Source organism: Mesorhizobium sp. M0317 (assembly GCF_040321555.1).
In the GTDB taxonomy this organism is placed as follows: Bacteria; Pseudomonadota; Alphaproteobacteria; order Rhizobiales; family Rhizobiaceae; genus Mesorhizobium.
The window spans coordinates 38,542-54,748 of record NZ_JAMYRV010000022.1 but is presented as its reverse complement, the minus strand read 5'-3'; the positions used below and the strand labels follow the sequence as shown (position 1 = coordinate 54,748).

14 protein-coding genes are annotated in these 16,207 nt (G+C 64.0%); 10 read left to right on the top strand and 4 right to left on the bottom strand.

What is annotated here, in order from left to right:
• Positions 1 to 28: 28 nt before the first annotated feature.
• A complete protein-coding gene (polA, locus tag NKI88_RS16890; RefSeq protein ID WP_352656268.1) occupies positions 29 to 2,956 on the bottom strand; it encodes a DNA polymerase I in 2,928 nt (975 codons plus the stop codon).
• 445 nt (positions 2,957 to 3,401) lie between these two features.
• On the opposite strand from polA, the gene NKI88_RS16885 reads away from it, so the two are divergent.
• The 7 genes from NKI88_RS16885 (at position 3,402) to NKI88_RS16855 (ending at position 9,718) form a co-directional block, all read left to right on the top strand.
• Positions 3,402 to 4,787, top strand: coding sequence for a M20/M25/M40 family metallo-hydrolase (locus NKI88_RS16885; RefSeq protein WP_352656225.1), 1,386 nt, complete (start codon positions 3,402 to 3,404; stop codon positions 4,785 to 4,787).
• A 77-nt stretch (positions 4,788 to 4,864) separates the two neighbouring features.
• Positions 4,865 to 5,485 (top strand): ribonuclease D, encoded by a 621-nt coding sequence (locus tag NKI88_RS16880; protein WP_023698188.1) that lies wholly within the window; start codon positions 4,865 to 4,867, stop codon positions 5,483 to 5,485.
• Positions 5,486 to 5,565: 80 nt separating this feature from the next.
• Positions 5,566 to 5,772, top strand: a complete 207-nt coding sequence (locus NKI88_RS16875; protein ID WP_023683046.1) for a hypothetical protein — start codon at positions 5,566 to 5,568, stop codon at positions 5,770 to 5,772.
• Positions 5,773 to 5,877: 105 nt separating this feature from the next.
• Positions 5,878 to 6,132 (top strand): GlsB/YeaQ/YmgE family stress response membrane protein, encoded by a 255-nt coding sequence (locus tag NKI88_RS16870; protein WP_023704219.1) that lies wholly within the window; start codon positions 5,878 to 5,880, stop codon positions 6,130 to 6,132.
• A gap of 78 nt (positions 6,133 to 6,210) precedes the next feature.
• Positions 6,211 to 6,357: a hypothetical protein gene (locus tag NKI88_RS16865; protein WP_023686592.1), complete on the top strand. Its 147-nt coding sequence runs from the start codon at positions 6,211 to 6,213 to the stop codon at positions 6,355 to 6,357.
• A gap of 204 nt (positions 6,358 to 6,561) precedes the next feature.
• Positions 6,562 to 8,835 carry a transglycosylase domain-containing protein gene (locus tag NKI88_RS16860; RefSeq protein WP_352656222.1) on the top strand — a complete coding sequence of 758 codons (2,274 nt, stop codon included), beginning with the start codon at positions 6,562 to 6,564 and terminating at the stop codon, positions 8,833 to 8,835.
• 130 nt (positions 8,836 to 8,965) lie between these two features.
• Positions 8,966 to 9,718, top strand: a complete 753-nt coding sequence (locus NKI88_RS16855) for an SDR family NAD(P)-dependent oxidoreductase (protein ID WP_023669777.1) — start codon at positions 8,966 to 8,968, stop codon at positions 9,716 to 9,718.
• Between the two features lie 15 nt (positions 9,719 to 9,733).
• On the opposite strand, the gene NKI88_RS16850 is transcribed toward NKI88_RS16855, so the two are convergent.
• Positions 9,734 to 10,654: a zinc-binding dehydrogenase gene (locus tag NKI88_RS16850; RefSeq protein ID WP_352656220.1), complete on the bottom strand. Its 921-nt coding sequence runs from the start codon at positions 10,652 to 10,654 to the stop codon at positions 9,734 to 9,736.
• Positions 10,655 to 10,765: 111 nt separating this feature from the next.
• Between NKI88_RS16850 and NKI88_RS16845 the strand changes: the two genes are divergently transcribed.
• A complete protein-coding gene (locus NKI88_RS16845) occupies positions 10,766 to 11,575 on the top strand; it encodes an AraC family transcriptional regulator (protein ID WP_352656218.1) in 810 nt (269 codons plus the stop codon).
• Between the two features lie 63 nt (positions 11,576 to 11,638).
• Here NKI88_RS16845 and NKI88_RS16840 read toward each other — a convergent pair whose 3' ends face one another.
• Positions 11,639 to 13,384 (bottom strand): cation:proton antiporter domain-containing protein, encoded by a 1,746-nt coding sequence (locus tag NKI88_RS16840; RefSeq protein ID WP_352656216.1) that lies wholly within the window; start codon positions 13,382 to 13,384, stop codon positions 11,639 to 11,641.
• Between the two features lie 189 nt (positions 13,385 to 13,573).
• Positions 13,574 to 14,023: a baeRF12 domain-containing protein gene (locus NKI88_RS16835; protein WP_023704214.1), complete on the bottom strand. Its 450-nt coding sequence runs from the start codon at positions 14,021 to 14,023 to the stop codon at positions 13,574 to 13,576.
• A 415-nt stretch (positions 14,024 to 14,438) separates the two neighbouring features.
• On the opposite strand from NKI88_RS16835, the gene cysG reads away from it, so the two are divergent.
• Both cysG and NKI88_RS16825 read left to right on the top strand, forming a co-directional pair.
• A complete protein-coding gene (cysG, locus tag NKI88_RS16830; protein ID WP_352656214.1) occupies positions 14,439 to 15,890 on the top strand; it encodes a siroheme synthase CysG in 1,452 nt (483 codons plus the stop codon).
• On the top strand, positions 15,887 to 16,180 hold the full coding sequence (locus tag NKI88_RS16825; RefSeq protein ID WP_023691980.1) for a DUF2849 domain-containing protein: 294 nt from the start codon (positions 15,887 to 15,889) through the stop codon (positions 16,178 to 16,180). Before cysG ends, NKI88_RS16825 begins: the two co-directional genes overlap by 4 nt.
• The last annotated feature ends 27 nt before the right edge of the window (positions 16,181 to 16,207 follow it).

Below are 16,207 nucleotides of genomic sequence, written 5' to 3'. Positions count from 1 at the left end.
GGTGTGAAGGATCGCGGCGTATCCGGCGCTAATGCGCCTCGTCCCAGTTGTTCGCCGCCCGCGCATCGACATGCAGCGGCACCGACATTGAGATGGCCGGCATCGGCGCGTTCTCCATCACCCTGCGCACCACGGGGATCGTCGCCTCGACTTCCGCTTCAACCGTCTCGAAGATCAATTCGTCATGCACCTGCAAGAGCATGCGGGCGGACAGGCCGGCCTTTTCCAGCGCCTCGTCCATATGCACCATGGCGCGGCGGATGATATCGGCAGCGGTGCCTTGCAGCCTGGCGTTGATCGAGGCGCGCTCGTTGAAGGCACGGATCGACGGGTTTGACGACCGGATCTCAGGATAGTGGATGCGGCGGCCGAAGATGGTTTCGACGAAGCCATGCTCGCGGGCATAGGCTTTTGTTGCCTCGATATAGTCGCGGATGCCGGGGAAACGCTCGAAGTATTTCTTGATGTAGGCGCCGGCCTCCTCGCGCGGGATCGACAGCTGGTTGGCCAGCCCAAAGGCCGAGATGCCGTAGATGATGCCGAAATTGATTGCCTTGGCGCGGCGGCGCACTTCGGAAGGCATGCCTTCGGCCGGCACGTTGAACATTTCCGAGGCGGTGATGGCGTGGATGTCGGCGCCATCGGCGAAGGCCTGCTTCAACTGCGGGATCTCGGCGACGTGGGCAAGCACGCGCAGTTCGATCTGGCTGTAGTCGGCCGAGACCAGTTTCTGGCCCTTGTCGGCGATGAAGGCCGTCCTGATCTTGCGTCCCTCCGCGGTGCGCACCGGGATGTTCTGCAGATTGGGATCGGAGGAGGACAGCCGGCCCGTCGTCGTTGCGGCCAGCGCATACGATGTGTGCACGCGCCTGGTGTCGGGATGGATGAAGCCGGGCAGCGCGTCGGTGTAGGTCGATTTCAGCTTGGTCAGCTGACGCCAGTCGACGATCTTGCGCGGCAGTTCGTGGCCTTCGGCGGCGAGGTCTTCCAGAAGCTGCGCGGAGGTCGACCATTGCCCGGTCTTGGTCTTGGAGCCGCCGGGCAGGCCCATGCGGCCGAACAGGATGTCGCCGAGTTGCTTTGGCGACCCGATGTTGATGCGCTCGCCGACAAGGCCGTAGATCTCCTCCTCCAGCCGTGCAGCGCCTTGTGCCAGCTCGCCGGAGAGCCGCGACAGGATCTGGCGGTCGACCGAGATGCCACGCTGTTCCATCCGGGCCAACACCGGCACCAGCGGCCGCTCCAGCCGCTCATAGACCGAGACGAGGCCCTTGGCGGCAAGCCGCGGCTTCAGCACCTGCCACAGCCGCAGCGCCACGTCGGCATGGCCGGCGGCGTAGGTGGTCGCCCGGTCGATGTCGACCTGGTCGAAGCCGACCGAGCTTCTGCCGGAACCGGCGAGATCCTTGAGCGGCGTCGTGGCATGGCCGAGCCATTTGTCGGCAAGCGAGGACAAAGTGTGGTGGCCGGTGCCGGCGTCGAGCACATAGGAAATCAACATCGTGTCGTCGAAGGGTGCGATATCGATGCCGTGGCGGCTCATGACGACGATGTCGTATTTGGCGTCCTGGGCGATCTTGAGCACCGATTTGTCTTCGAGCAAGGGCTTCAGCAGCGCCAGCGCCTCCCGGACCGGAATCTGGTTCTCCAGCGTGCCCCCGCCGAGCAGGTCGCCGGCGCCGCTCTTGTGGGCGAGCGGCACATAGGCGGCGCGGCTGGGGCCGATCGCCAGAGAGAAACCGATGAGGTCGGCCAGCATCGGATCGGAAGACGTGGTTTCGGTGTCGAAGGCGACGATGCCGGTCTCCTTGGCCTGGGCCAGCCAGGTCTTGAGCGTCGCCGTGTCGCGGATGGCGACATAGGCGGCGGGATCGATTTTGGCCGCAGCGGCCGTTTCCAGGCGAAGTGCGGCAAGCAGCGAAGGGGCGTCGCCGGCCCTGGCGGTTTCGGTTTTGGCTTCATCCTGTGTTGCCGCAGGCGCCGGTGTGCCGGAGCCGACATCGGGGCCATGCGCATTGTCGGCGCGCTCGACGGTGACGGCGACAGCCTGCACATCGCCGGCTTCGGTGCTGGTCGCCTCGGCCACACGGCGGGTCAGCGAGGTGAATTCCATGGTTTTGAGAAAGCCGATCAGCTTCGGCCCATCCGGCGCATGCAGCACGAAATCGTCGAGCCCGTCGGTCACCGGCACGTCGTTCTTCAGCGTCACCAGTTGGCGCGATATGCGCGCCTTGTCGGCATTGGCGATGATGGATTCGCGCCTCTTGTCCTGCTTGATCTCGCTGGCCCGGGCGAGCAACCCGTCAAGGTCGCCGAACTGTTCCAGAAGCTGCGCCGCCGTTTTCGGCCCGATGCCGGGTACGCCCGGCACATTGTCGACGGAGTCGCCGGTCAGCGCCTGCAGGTCGATCATCTTTTCCGGCGGCACGCCCCATTTCTCGATGACTTCGGGGATGCCGATCTGGCGGTCCTTCATCGGGTCGTACATGCCGACCGTGGGTCCGACCAGCTGCATCAGATCCTTGTCGGAGGAGATGATGGTGGTGTCGCCGCCGGCCTCGCACGCCAGCCTGGCATAAGTGGCGATGAGGTCGTCGGCCTCGTAGCCTTCGATCTCGATGCAAGGCAGGTTGAAGGCCACGGTTGCCTGGCGGATCAGACCGAATTGCGGGATCAGGTCTTCGGGCGGTGCGTTGCGGTTGGCCTTGTATTCCGGGTAGAGATCATTGCGGAAGGTTTTCGACGAATAATCGAAAATGACCGCTAAATGCGTCGGTACAATTCCTACATCGGTGTTGCGGGCATCCTGCATCAGCTTCCACAGCATGTTGCAGAAGCCGGACACGGCGCCCACCGGCAGCCCGTCGGATTTGCGGGTCAGCGGCGGCAGCGCATGATAGGCGCGAAAGATGTAGCCGGAGCCGTCGATAAGGAAGAGATGGTCGCCTTTTTTCATGCCGGCAGGGATAGCGCGGCAGGACGGCGCGGTCCATGGCAAAGGCGGGCTTCCAACAGGTGTTGCGGCGACATGCTGACAGAGCCTGCCTGCCAATAGACCCTGCTGCTGTTTGCCTCGGCGCTCACGGCTATGTTACAAAAGTGTAATTTTTGTGCCCTTGAAACGCCACGATCCGAGACACAAATAAAGGTCATCGGCAGTTTTCGCCGAGTCCGGAGCAAGGCCCGTCCCCCGCCTATCCCGGACAATTGCGGCAGCCTATCCCCCCTCTCCGGGCTGCCGCATCGTTTCGAGTAAAAGACCGCCGTGGTTCCCCTCCACCACGGCGGTTCTTTTTTGCCTTCTGACAAGTGTTTACGGTCCGTGGTCCAACGATCGCGGGCTTTTCGTTTTGATGCGCTGCCTTTACGGTTCGGCCACCGAAAAGAAAGGCCCGCAAGACATGTCCACAATCACCCCCGTCCTCGACCGTCTCGACAAAAATCTCGACCAGAGCCTGGAGCGCCTGTTCGGCCTGCTCCGCATCAAGTCGATCTCGACCGATTCCGACTATGCTGCCGACTGCCGCAAGGCCGCCGAATGGCTGGTGGCGGACCTCAAGCTGATCGGCTTCGACGCTTCGGTGCGCGACACGCCGGGACACCCGATGGTGGTTGCGCACCATGAAGGCCCCGCCGGTTCGCCGCATGTGCTGTTTTACGGCCATTACGACGTGCAGCCGGTCGATCCGATCGAGCTTTGGGAGAACGACCCGTTTGCGCCGGCGGTCAAGGAGATCGAGCCCGGTCACAAGGTAATCACCGGCCGTGGCTCGGCCGACGACAAGGGGCAGCTGATGACCTTCGTCGAGGCCTGCCGCGCCTGGAAGCAGGTGCATGGCAATCTGCCCTGCCGCATCACCATCCTGTTCGAGGGCGAGGAGGAGTCCGGTTCGCCGTCGCTGAAGCCGTTCCTCGGGGCCAATGCCGATGAGCTCAAGGCCGATTTCGCTCTGGTCTGCGACACCGGCATGTGGGACCGCGAAACGCCGTCGATCTGCGTTTCGCTGCGCGGAATGGTCGGCGAGGAGGTCACGGTCAAGGCTGCCGATAGCGACCTGCATTCGGGCCTCTATGGCGGCGCCGCCGCCAACCCGATCCGCATCCTGGCGAAAATCCTCGCCGACATCCATGACGAGAACGGCCACGTCACCATTCCGGGCTTCTATGACGGGGTCGAGGAAACGCCGTCGCAGATCCTGAAATCATGGGAAACTCTGGGCGAGACCGCCGAAACCTTCCTCGGACCGATCGGCCTCTCGATCCCGTCGGGCGAAAAAGGCCGCTCGGTGATGGAACTGACCTGGGCGCGGCCGACGGCCGAGTTCAACGGCATCATCGGCGGCTACACCGGCAAGGGGTTCAAGACGGTGATCGCGGCGGAAGCGTCGTCGAAAATCTCCTTCCGCCTCGTCCACAAGCAGGACCCCGAGAAGATCCGCGCCGCGTTCCGGGAATTCGTCAAGGCGCGCATTCCCAGGGACTGTTCGGTCGAATTCCACCCGCATGGCGGCGGGCCGGCAATTCAGCTTTCCTACGACTCGCCATTCCTGGCCAAGGCCAAGACTGCGCTGTCGGATGAATGGCCGAAGCCAGCGGTGACGACGGGCAGCGGAGGCTCGATACCGGTGGTCGGCGACTTCCAGACCTATCTCGGCATGGAATCGCTGCTGGTCGGGTTCGGCCTCGACGACGACCGCATCCACTCGCCCAACGAGAAATACGAGCTGACCTCCTTCCACAAGGGCCAGCGCTCGTGGGCGCGCATTCTCGATGCGCTGACGCGCTGAGGAGGCTGGGAAGTTTTCTTGTTGATTTTTCAGCGGATCGCGGCGAGGACGAGTTACGCCGCGATCCGGAGACAACTATGCCCGACATCCGCTTCCACAAGAACGATCTGCCCGACCTCGCCCACTACAATGTCGACGCGGTGGCCATCGATACCGAGACGCTGGGCTTGAACCCGCACCGCGACCGGCTGTGCGTGGTGCAGATCTCGCCCGGCGATGGCTCGGCCGACGTGATCCAGATCGCGCCCGGCCAGAAGAAAGCGCCGAACCTCGTCAGCCTGCTCCGCAACCGCGGCATATCGAAACTGTTCCACTACGGCCGTTTCGACCTCGCCGTGCTCTACAACGCCTTCGGCGTCATGCCGGAGCCGGTGTTCTGCACCAAGATCGCCTCGCGGCTGACCCGCACTTATACCGACCGGCACGGCTTGAAGGACATCTGCTTCGAACTGCTTGGCGTCGGCCTGTCGAAGGCGCAGCAATCGTCGGACTGGGCGGCCGAGACCCTGTCGCCCGAACAGCTCGAATATGCCGCTTCCGACGTTCTCTATCTGCACCGTCTGCGCGAGGTGCTGGCTGGACGCCTGGCGCGGGACGGGCGCACCAAGGAAGCCGACGCCTGCTTCCGCTTCCTGCCGACGCGTGCCAAGCTCGATTTGATGGGTTGGGACGAAGAGGATATTTTTGCCCACAGCTGATGGCCTTCGGATAACGCTTCCGGCAGCCTTGCAACCAGACACGCGTCGTGGCGTTCTGTCGACTCAATGAGGGGGATGACGTGGCAGACCGCAAACCGATAGCGACCGCCCCGACAGATGGATCCAAGGTCACTGTTCTGTGGAAGGACGGCGCCGGCGTCGTCAGCGAATCCGTCGGGCAATATCGCGACGGCGCCTGGTGGGTCTACACCGACAGCGATACCCAGAAAAAGGTCGACCCGACCAGCTGGCGGCCAGTCTCCAGCGACGATGACGACGATCAATGAGCGCCGCTGGCGGGTGCAACTGCTTTCGCATAGCCTGAAGTCGTTGATATCGAGGCCGATTCGGGGCCTTCCGCTCCGTAGCCTCTCTTCCTGGAGGAACGCGTCATGGGCATCGAAAGCCTTCTCATCTTCATCATAATCGGCGCCATTGCCGGCTGGCTCGCCGGCCTCATCGTCTCGGGCTTCGGCTTCGGCCTCATCGGCAACATCATCGTCGGCATTATCGGCGCCCTGATCGCCGGCTGGCTATTTCCAAGGCTCGGCTTCGCTATCGGCGGCGGCATTCTGGCTGCCATCATCAACGCCACGATCGGCGCCGTCATCCTGCTGGTGCTGGTCAAGGTTCTGAAGCGAGCTTGACGCTCTAAGTTTTCATTCAACGCAATTCCTCAGGAGAAAGCCTGTGCTTTCCTGGAATTGCTGCCAAAGGAGCGCGCCGTGAAACAGAACACTCTCTATCTCCTTGTCGGCGCGCTCGTTGTCGTCGTCATCGCGCTCGGTGCATATGTCTATCACGAACAGACCAAGCCCAAGGGCGTCGAACTGAAGATCGACGACAAGGGCATTTCGATCCAGCAGAATTGAAATATTCGGGGTAGCCAGGGCCTCTGCCTTTTGCGGCAGACAGGCCGCGAGGATGCGGCTTTCGGACCCAGTTGGCGGCAGCGGATTTTAGAAATTCTTAAGGAATTTCAGAAGGGTGCATAAACCCTGCTTTAACGCGCCCTTAAACCGCCGCATCTACCCTCCAACCCGAGCGCCATTGACACCGGGAAGACAGCGCAACGCATGGCGAACCGCAGAGACAGTCGCATCGAACCCAGCTTCGAGGGATCGCCAAAGGCGAAATCCGCGGCCGGTTTTTCGGTGAACGAGGAGGATCGGGTCGTGCCGGCCAATCGCAAATCATCTTCGGCGCGCAAAACCTCCAAGGCAAAATCATCGTCACGCGGCAAGCGCGGCAAACCCCGGCGCGGGCTGTTCGGCGTGATGGCGCGGATGTTTTACTGGTGCTTCGTGCTCTGCATCTGGGGCGGCATCGCGGTGGCCGGCATCGTCGTCTATTACGGCGCCAAGATGCCGGCGGCCACCACCTGGTCGATCCCCAACCGCGCGCCCAACATCAAGATCGTCTCGGTCGACGGGCAACTGCTTGCCAACCGCGGCATGAGCGGCGGGGAGGCGGTCGGCCTGCACGAAATGTCGCCCTACATTCCGGAAGCCGTCATCGCCATCGAGGATCGCCGCTTTTATTCGCATTTCGGCATCGACCCGATCGGCCTATCGCGCGCCATGGTGACCAATGTTCTGGGCCGGCGTTTCTCGCAGGGCGGCTCGACGCTGACCCAGCAGCTGGCCAAGAACCTGTTCCTGAAGCCCGACCGCACGCTGGAGCGCAAGGTGCAGGAAGTGCTGCTGTCGCTCTGGCTGGAGCACAAGCATACCAAGGACCAGATCCTCGAAATGTACCTCAACCGGGTTTATTTCGGCTCGGGCGCCTATGGCGTCGAGGCGGCCTCGCGCCGCTATTTCGGCAAGAGCGCGCGCGATGTCACACTTTCGGAGGCGGCCCTTCTCGCCGGCCTCTTGAAGGCGCCGTCGCGACTGTCGCCGGCGCGCGACCCGAAGGCGGCGGAGGAGCGTTCGCAGCTGGTGCTCGCCGCCATGCGCGACGAAGGCAAGATCAGCGCCAAGGAACTGGCCTCGGCGATGAGCGCGCCGGCAACGCGCGCGCCATCCTACTGGACCGGTTCGGAAAACTACGTCGCCGACACCATCATGGAAGAGCTGCCCGACCTGATCGGCGACGTGCGCAGCGACATCGTCGTCGACACCACCGTCGACCTCAACCTGCAGAAGCTCGCTGAACAGTCGATCCGCCGGCTGATCGACGAGAGCGGCAAGAAGCTCAATGTCAGCCAGGGCGCGCTGGTGTCGATCGACAATTCCGGCGCCGTGCGCGCCATGGTCGGCGGCTACGACTATTCGACCAGCCAGTTCGACCGTGCTTCCGAAGCACGCCGTCAACCGGGCTCGGCGTTCAAGCCGTTCGTCTATATGGCCGCGCTGGAAGCCGGCCGCACGCCCGACAGCGTGCGCAACGACGCACCGATCAAGATCGGCAAGTGGACGCCCGACAATTATGGCGGCAAATATTTCGGCAAGGTGACGCTGGCGACCGCGCTGGCGAAATCGCTGAATTCTGTCGCGGCACAGCTGACCATGGAGGTCGGCCCCGACGCGGTGGTCGAGGCGGCGCACCGCATGGGCATCCAGTCCGATCTGATCGCCAACACCTCGATCGCGCTCGGCACTTCGGAAGTGACGCCGCTGGAGCTGACATCGGCCTATGTGCCGTTCGCCAATGGCGGCTACAAGCCCGACATCCATTTCATCCGCCGCATCACCACGACCGAAGGCAAGGTGCTCTATGACGACAATGGCGGCAGCGCGCCGCGCGTCGTCAAGCAGAACATTGTCGGCATGATGAACTCGATGATGACCGGCACGGTCGAGATCGGCACGGCCAGGAAGGCGGCCTTCGCCTGGCCGTCGGCCGGCAAGACCGGAACCAGCCAGAATTCGCGCGACGCCTGGTTCGTCGGCTACACCGCAAACCTCACCACCGGCGTGTGGTTCGGCAATGATGACGGCACGCCGATGAAGAAGGTCACCGGTGGCGCGCTGCCGGCACAGGCCTGGCACGAGTTCATGGTGGCCGCGCATGAAGGTGTGCCGGTCCGGCCGCTGCCCGGCACCTGGAAGTCGACGCCGCCCGACACCATCGTGCCCGACGATATTCCGTCAGTCGATAACAATCAGGCGGCGCCGTTGCCTGCCGTGGCCGTCAGCCGTTCTGAGCCTGCCGCGCCGGCACCTGCTGCTGTACCCGCACAAGCACCGGTCCGCCGACCGGCCGAAACCGTCGATGCCGACGGTTTCGACATGCCTGGGGACGGCGGCACCACGGCCTCGATCAAGCACCCGGTACCGCCGGGCAGCGTCGGCGGCCCGACCAAGAAGCGGAAAACCTCAATCCTGGATATTCTCGGCGGCGGCTGAGCGGCTCGTCATTCTAGCTTCGAACCAAATGCGAGTTGGCAATCCGTTCCTCATATGAGAGCTGCGGTGACAATTCGGCCTCTCGCCACCTTCGCGGCATTCGGCTACATCTCCGGCCGGAGTGACAGACATGGCTGAGACCGACACCAGAAAAACCATCGTGCTGACCGGAGCCAGCCGCGGCATCGGCCATGCCACGGTCAAGCGCTTTTCGCGTGAGGGCTGGCGGGTTATCACCTGTTCGCGCCAGGCTTTTGCCGAGGATTGCCCGTGGCCGGCCGGCCCAGAGGACCACATCAAGGTCGATCTCGCCGACCAGGAAGATGTCGGCATCGCCGTCTCGGAGATACGTCACCGGCTGGAAGCGCATGGCGGGCAATTGCACGCGCTGGTCAACAATGCCGGCATTTCGCCGAAGCTCAAGGACGGCAACAGCCGCATGGATTCGATCGACACGCCGATGCATGTCTGGCGCGATGTGTTCCAGGTGAATTTCTTCGCGCCGATCATGCTCGCGCGTGGTCTCTTCAAGGAGCTTGCGGCAGCAAAAGGTTCGATCGTCAACGTCACCTCGATCGCCGGCACGCGCGTGCATCCTTTCGCCGGCACCGCCTATGCGACCTCGAAGGCGGCGCTCGGTTCGCTGACGCGCGAGATGGCGCATGATTTCGGCCCGCACGGTATCCGCGTCAATGCGATTGCGCCGGGCGAGATCGACACCGCGATCCTGTCGCCGGGCACCGACAAGATCGTCGAGACGATCCCACTCAGGCGCCTTGGCGCCACCTCGGAAGTCGCCGACATCATCTTCTTCCTGTGCTCGCAGCAGGCGTCCTATGTAACGGGCTCGGAAATCCACATCAATGGCGGCCAGCACGTCTGAGCACTGAAAGACTGCTCATTCGGCGATGGTGAGAACAGCCTTGCCGCTGAAGCTGCGCTGGCGCAGGGCGTCCAGGGCCTGGGTGATGTCTGTCCACGGCACGGTCATGGACACACGGGTTTCCAGCCGGCCAGCCGCGACCAGAGCGAGCAGCGAGGCGATGTCCGCGCCAATTGCTGGACCGGATGTGTAGTAGGCGAAAGTCTGAAGCCTCGCTCCCTCATGGCCCGGAACGAACTGTCTGAAGCCAACCGGCGTGAGTTCGCCGCTGCTTGAACCGAACATGACGATGGTGCCGCCGGGGGCGACGCGTTCGATGGCATGGGCGAGGCTTTGGCCGCCGACCGACTCGGTGATCAGAGAGAATGGCCCTTCGGCCAGTTCGATCGACTCGGCGACTTCGTGAGCACCAAGACCGCGGAGATCCTCGGCGTGCCGGGCGGCGGCGATTGCAGTCACCGCGGCGCCTTGCTCGCGGGCGATCTGGATCTGGAAACGGCCGACCGCGCCGCTGGCGCCGGTGATCAACACCTGCTGTCCCGCGAGGTCGCCGCCATGGCGCAAGACCCTGAGCGCCGTCGTGCCCGCGACCGGAAGCGTGGCGGCGGACCCGAAGCTGACCTCGTCCGGGATGACGGCGAGGCGGTCGGTCGGAACGGCGACCCGTTGCGCCCAGCCGGCCTCGTCGACCAAAGCCACAACCCGGGCGCCGACGGCAGGCCCGGAGCCATCGGCTGCCGCCCGCTTGATTACTCCAACCACGTCCTGGCCAGGTATCCAGCCTTCCGGGCGTATGGTGAGCAGGCGCAATTCACCGCGGTTCAAGGAGGTTGCGTGGACGCAGACAAGCGCTTCGTTGGGGAGGGGCCGAGGGTCCTCGACCTCGGCGAGACTGATCCGGGTGATGCTCTCGGGAGAGATGACAAGCGCGCGCATGGGAAGCCTTCCTGCCGGTTTGTGACATGCCAGCCACGAACCAGAGTCTATCGACTCCCCGCATCAAAGAATTTAGCTATCATGGCGAATAGTCGCTAAAAGCGGTCAATTGTGAGACAGCCTCTCCGCTACCCGTGGGTCGATTTCGATGTCGATGATGTGCAGGCACCTGCGATTGCCGTGCGCGTCGAGGTTACCGAGACTAGGGCGGAAGTGGCGACCCATTGGCACCGCAAGGGCCAGCTCGTCTTCGCGCTCGGCGGTGGCGTCACATGCCGGGTGCCCAGCGGTCTGTGGATGGTGCCGCCGCATTGCGGTGTGTGGATCCCCAGCAGTATGGAACACAGCAACATCGCCACCGCCAATGCGCGGATTTTCTTCGTCTATATCGAGCCGGGAGCCGCCGATCTGCCGGACCGGTGCTGCACGCTGTCGATCTCGCCGCTGCTGCGCGAACTGATCGTCGAGCTGGCCGATCGCGTGGAGGAGGATGAGGCGAGGGACGTGCTGCTGACCACAATCCTGCTCTCCGAACTGCCGCGCATGCCGGTCCAGCAGCTGCATCTGCCGATCTCCGCCGAGCCGCGCTTGCGGCGGATCGCCGATGCGTTGGCGCAAGACCCTGCCGACCGCAGCACGCTTGCCGAGTGGGCCAGCCGCGTCGCGCTCTCAGAAAGCAGTCTCGCCCGTCTTGTGGTGAAGGAGACCGGACTGAGCTTCGGCCGCTGGCGCCAGCAATTGCACCTGATCGTCGCCATAAGGGAGCTGGCCTCCGGTGCGAGTGTCCAGCAGGTTTCGGGCGATCTCGGCTACGCCTCCGTCACCGCCTTCATCACCATGTTCAAGAAAGCGCTCGGCAAGCCGCCGGCAAAGTATCTCGCCAGCGTCGCGCACAATGGCGGCTCCGCCTTCGTGGCGTAATCAACGCGCCTGTGGGCAAGCCTCAGGCCGGGGAGGGCTCAATGGCTTCGGCGGCATCGGCTTTTACTCCAGCACTTCTTGCACGATGCCGCGGGCGATCTCGCGTTCGCCCATGATGACGGTGTCGGCGCCGAGGCCTTTGAGATGCTCGACCCCGGCATCGGAATGGGCCCTCGCTATGACGTTGATGCCGGGATTCGCGGCGCGTGCCCTGAGCACGATCTGCCCGGCCTCGAACGCGTTGGGGATGGCAAGGATCAAGCGTTTGGCCCCCTCCGGATTGGCGGCGGCAAACACGCCCGCACTGGCCGCATTGCCGGAGACGATTTCGACGCCGTCGTCTCTGAGCCTCGCCAGCGTCTTGTCGGCGTCCTCGATGACCAGGAACGGTAGCGATGCCTGTTTCAGCGCCGCGCCGACCAGGCTGCCGACGCGGCCGTAGCCGATCAGGATGGTGTGGCCCGAAAGCGTTGTGCGTGGCGGTGGGCCATTCTCTTTTGCCGCGGCGGCCACCGAGGCCACTTGTCCGGGCTGCGTCGCCGGGCCGACCGGCTTGGCCTCTTCCGGTGGTGCTGCCTTGGCGGCGCGCGCGTCCAGCCATGGCTTCATCCAGTCGAGGGCGAGGAACATCAGCGGATTGACCAGGATCGACAGGATGGCGCCTGCCAGGATCAGTTCGCGTCCCTGTTCGGGCAACAGCTTCAGCCCGACGCCGAGCTCGGCCAGGATGAAGGAGAATTCGCCGATCTGCGCGAGGCTGGCCGAGATCATCAAGGCGGTTCCCAGCGGATAGCGGAAGGCGATGACGATAACGAAGGCGGCCAGCGACTTGCCGATGACGATGATGGCCAGCGTCGCCAGGATCGGCCAGCCATTGCTCATCAGGCTGAACGGATCGAACAGCATGCCGACCGAGACGAAGAACAGCACCGAGAAGGCGTCGCGCAGCGGCAGTGATTCCTCCGCCGCGCGGTGGCTGAGCTCGGATTCGCTCATGATCATGCCGGCGAAGAAGGCACCGAGCGCCAGCGAGACGCCGAACAGTTTGGCGGCGCCGAATGCGACGCCGAGCGCGATCGCCAGCACCGCCAGCCGGAACAGTTCGCGCGAGCCGGTATGGGCGACGTAATGCAGGATCCACGGAATGACCCGGCGGCCGACCACCAGCATGACGATGACGAAGGCGGCGACCTTGGCGAGCGTGAGGCCGACGACGCCCCAGATGCCGTAGCTGGCCGGCAGCGACAAAAGGCTCGCATGGTCATCGACCTGCGGCTGGCCGCCGAGCACGCCGGCCAACGCCGGCAAAAGCACCAGCGCCAGCACCATGGCGAGGTCCTCGACGATCAGCCAGCCGACGGCGATGCGGCCGCGCTCGGTCTCGATCAGCCGTCGCTCCTGCAACGCGCGCAACAGCACCACTGTGGACGCGACGGAAAGCGCCAGACCGAAGACCAGGCCGGCGCCCATCGACCAGCCGAGCATCCAGGCAAGGCCGGCGCCCAGCGCGGTGGCAAAGCCGATCTGGACAATGGCGCCGGGTACGGCGATGGCGCGGACGGAGAGAAGATCCTTCAGCGAGAAATGCAGGCCGACGCCGAACATGAGCAGGATGACGCCGATTTCGGCCAGCTCATTGGCAAGGCCGGCATCGGCGACGAAGCCGGGCGTGTTCGGCCCAACCAGCACGCCGGCGACGAGGTAGCCGACCAGCGGTGGGATGCGAAAACGGTTGGCGAGCGCCCCGAAGATGAATGCCAGCCCCAGACCGGCGACGATGGTTGCGATAAGGGGCGTGTCATGCGGCATTGTCTATGGAGCGCCTTTCGGGAAATGTCGGGTGTGCGCCGCCCGAAGCCGCCGCCTTTTTCAATATGGTGGAGGGGGTATGGGCGACGCAACCCGCAAGACGTAAATTGGTGGCGAGAGGCGCTGGAACCATGGGCGCGCGCCCCGCCGCAACACCGCTGCCGGCCCCAATACCGGATGATCGATGCGTCACGCCGCCTGCAGCATGGCCTCGATGTCGATCAGCGGGCGGTTGGTCAGTGTCTTTGGGATCTCCGCCTGCACCTTGTCGGTGACTTCCTTGTGTAATTTCTTGCGCATGGTGCCGAGCACCAGCGGCGGCGCGACCAGCACGATGTCGTCGAAGATGCCGTGATGGGCGAGCTTGTAGAGCCGGTCCGCGATCTCTTCGGCAAAGCGTTCCTTGCCCTGCCGGTGCCAGTCGGTTTCCTCAACCGCGCTGCGATGCACGGAGGGGCCGTCATTGTAGCGGCCGGGACTGTCGCTGCCTTGTTCGCGCGTTGCCGGATTGTCCTGGTTCATCTCCTGGAAGAGCTGCAGGTGCGGATAGAGATTGTCGCCCTCGTTTTTCAGGAACAGCGCTTTCTCGCCATCGGCCACCATGACCAGAAGGCCATGTTTCAGGTTGATCTTGCTCATTTGCGGGCTCCTGCTTGAAGGTTCAAATCCAGCCGACGATTGTCTGTTACGGCAGGGGCAGAACGCGTGGCGAAGCGGGAACGTTCCACTTCGTTCGCCGAGATCGCACGCAGCCATATCGAGCCCGATCTATCGTCTATCCGAGCAATGTCGGAGGTGGCTTTAATCTACTAAATTGGTAGAATTTAGAAAAAACAATTTTGCAGCTTGGCCGACTGCCGGATAAAAGAGCCGCAGAACAAGGCCTGCGGCAGTAGCTTGAATCCGCCTGATATGCGGATGTGGAATATTTTTCTCTTGGCCCTTTGGCTTGCGGAAAAGCGATTGCCTCCCGTCAGGGGATGCGCGAGTGGGTTCCTTCAGCTTTTTCGCGTCCGCGCCTAAAACTGCCGAATTGTTCCGGAATCTGTTCGTCATGCCGCACGCCAATCCCAAGCTCACCGCGTTCCCGGTCTTCATGCGGGTCGACGGCGAAGCCGTGACCATCGTCGGCGGCGGAGTCGAAGCATTGGCCAAGGCGCGGCTGCTCGATCAGTCAAGTGCTGTGCTTCGCATCATCGCCGATGTTGCCGATGCCGAATTGCTGAGCTTCATCGCCGCGACCGGCGCCATCCGTATCGACGCCCCCTACGACGCCGCGCATCTCGAAGGCTCGGTCTTGGTGTTTGCCGCCAGCGGCGACGAGAGGCTCGACCGCCGCGTCGCCGACGATGCGCGCCGCCTTGGCATTCCGGTCAATGCCGTCGACCGGCCGGAGCTGTGCGATTTCTTCACCCCGGCGCTGGTCAACCGCGCCCCGGTCGCCATCGCCATCGGCACGGAAGGCGCGGGTCCGGTGCTGGCGCAGATGCTGCGCAGCCGCATCGACCGCATGCTGTCGCCGTCGCTCGGGCCGCTGGCAGCGCTTGCCGCCTCGTTCCGGGGTGCCGCCGAAAAGCTGCTGCCGAAAGGCAACGCACGCCGCCAGTTCTGGAGCAGTTTTTTCCAGGGTGCACCGGCGCGCGCCGTCGAAGCCGGCGAGCTTTCGCAGGCGCATGACGCCGCCGCCGATCTGTTGCTGTCGAAGGCTCCGGCTTCGGGCCATATCGCCCTGGTCGGCGCCGGGCCAGGTGCTGAGGATCTTCTGACGCTGCGCGCGCATCGGCTTTTGATGGAAGCCGACGTCATCGTCTATGACGCGTTGGTGCCGGAGGCGATCGTCGCCATGGGCCGCCGCGACGCCGAGCGGCTGCCGGTCGGAAAACGCAAGGGATGCCACACCAAGAGCCAGGCCGAGATCAATGCGCTGCTGGTCGAGCTTGGCAGGCAGGGCAAGCGCGTCGTGCGGCTGAAGTCGGGCGACCCGCTGGTGTTCGGCCGCGCCGGCGAGGAGATGGCCGCACTGCGCGATGCCCGCATCGCCTATGATGTCGTCCCCGGCGTCACCGCCGCCTTTGCCGCCGCCGCCGATTTCGAGCTGCCGCTGACGCTGCGCGGCGTCTCCTCGTCGATGGTGTTCACCACCGGCCATGATCTGAAGGGCAATTCGCTGCCGGATTGGGCCAAGCTCGCCATTTCCGGCGCCACCGTCGCCGTCTATATGGGCCGCTCGGTCGCCGCCGAAGTCGCCGGACGGCTGATCGAGGCCGGCCTGTCGCCGGACACGGCGGTTGCCGTGGTCGAGAATGCCAGCTTGCAGAACCGCCGCCGTTTCCACGGCACGCTGGCCGATTTGCCGTCGCTGGAAGAGCGCGCCGATCTGGCCGGTCCGGTGATGACCATCATCGGCGACGCGGTTGCCGGCGCCAACTTTGAACGTTCCGAGCCGCTCGCGGCACATAGTCATGAGAGCGCCGCCAATGCGGCCGACGCAGAGGTCCAGCCATGAAGATACTGACCGCAAACCGCCTCTCCGACGGCATCGCCGTCTGGTACGCCGATGGTGGCTGGGCCGAGACGGTCGACCATGCCGACCTTGCCCATGACCAAGCGGCAGAGGACAGGCTGGAAGCAATCGGCGCCAAGGCCAACGCCAACAATCAGGTTGTCGACGTCAATCTGATCGACGCTGAAGTCGTCAATGGCATCGTCGTGCCGGTGCGGCTGCGCGAAAAGATCCGCGCTGCCGGCCCGACCATCCGGGAAGATCTGGGCAAGCAGGCTGCGCGGGCAGCTTAACAAAATACGGGCGGACGCGCCCTGAAA

Coding starts and splice junctions, on each gene's coding strand:
- polA (WP_352656268.1), bottom strand. CDS start 2,956: ATGAAAAAAGGCGACCATCTCTTCCTTATCGACGGCTCCGGCTACATC.
- NKI88_RS16885 (WP_352656225.1), top strand. CDS start 3,402: ATGTCCACAATCACCCCCGTCCTCGACCGTCTCGACAAAAATCTCGAC.
- NKI88_RS16880 (WP_023698188.1), top strand. CDS start 4,865: ATGCCCGACATCCGCTTCCACAAGAACGATCTGCCCGACCTCGCCCAC.
- NKI88_RS16870 (WP_023704219.1), top strand. CDS start 5,878: ATGGGCATCGAAAGCCTTCTCATCTTCATCATAATCGGCGCCATTGCC.
- NKI88_RS16860 (WP_352656222.1), top strand. CDS start 6,562: ATGGCGAACCGCAGAGACAGTCGCATCGAACCCAGCTTCGAGGGATCG.
- NKI88_RS16855 (WP_023669777.1), top strand. CDS start 8,966: ATGGCTGAGACCGACACCAGAAAAACCATCGTGCTGACCGGAGCCAGC.
- NKI88_RS16850 (WP_352656220.1), bottom strand. CDS start 10,654: ATGCGCGCGCTTGTCATCTCTCCCGAGAGCATCACCCGGATCAGTCTC.
- NKI88_RS16840 (WP_352656216.1), bottom strand. CDS start 13,384: ATGCCGCATGACACGCCCCTTATCGCAACCATCGTCGCCGGTCTGGGG.
- NKI88_RS16835 (WP_023704214.1), bottom strand. CDS start 14,023: ATGAGCAAGATCAACCTGAAACATGGCCTTCTGGTCATGGTGGCCGAT.
- cysG (WP_352656214.1), top strand. CDS start 14,439: ATGCCGCACGCCAATCCCAAGCTCACCGCGTTCCCGGTCTTCATGCGG.
- NKI88_RS16825 (WP_023691980.1), top strand. CDS start 15,887: ATGAAGATACTGACCGCAAACCGCCTCTCCGACGGCATCGCCGTCTGG.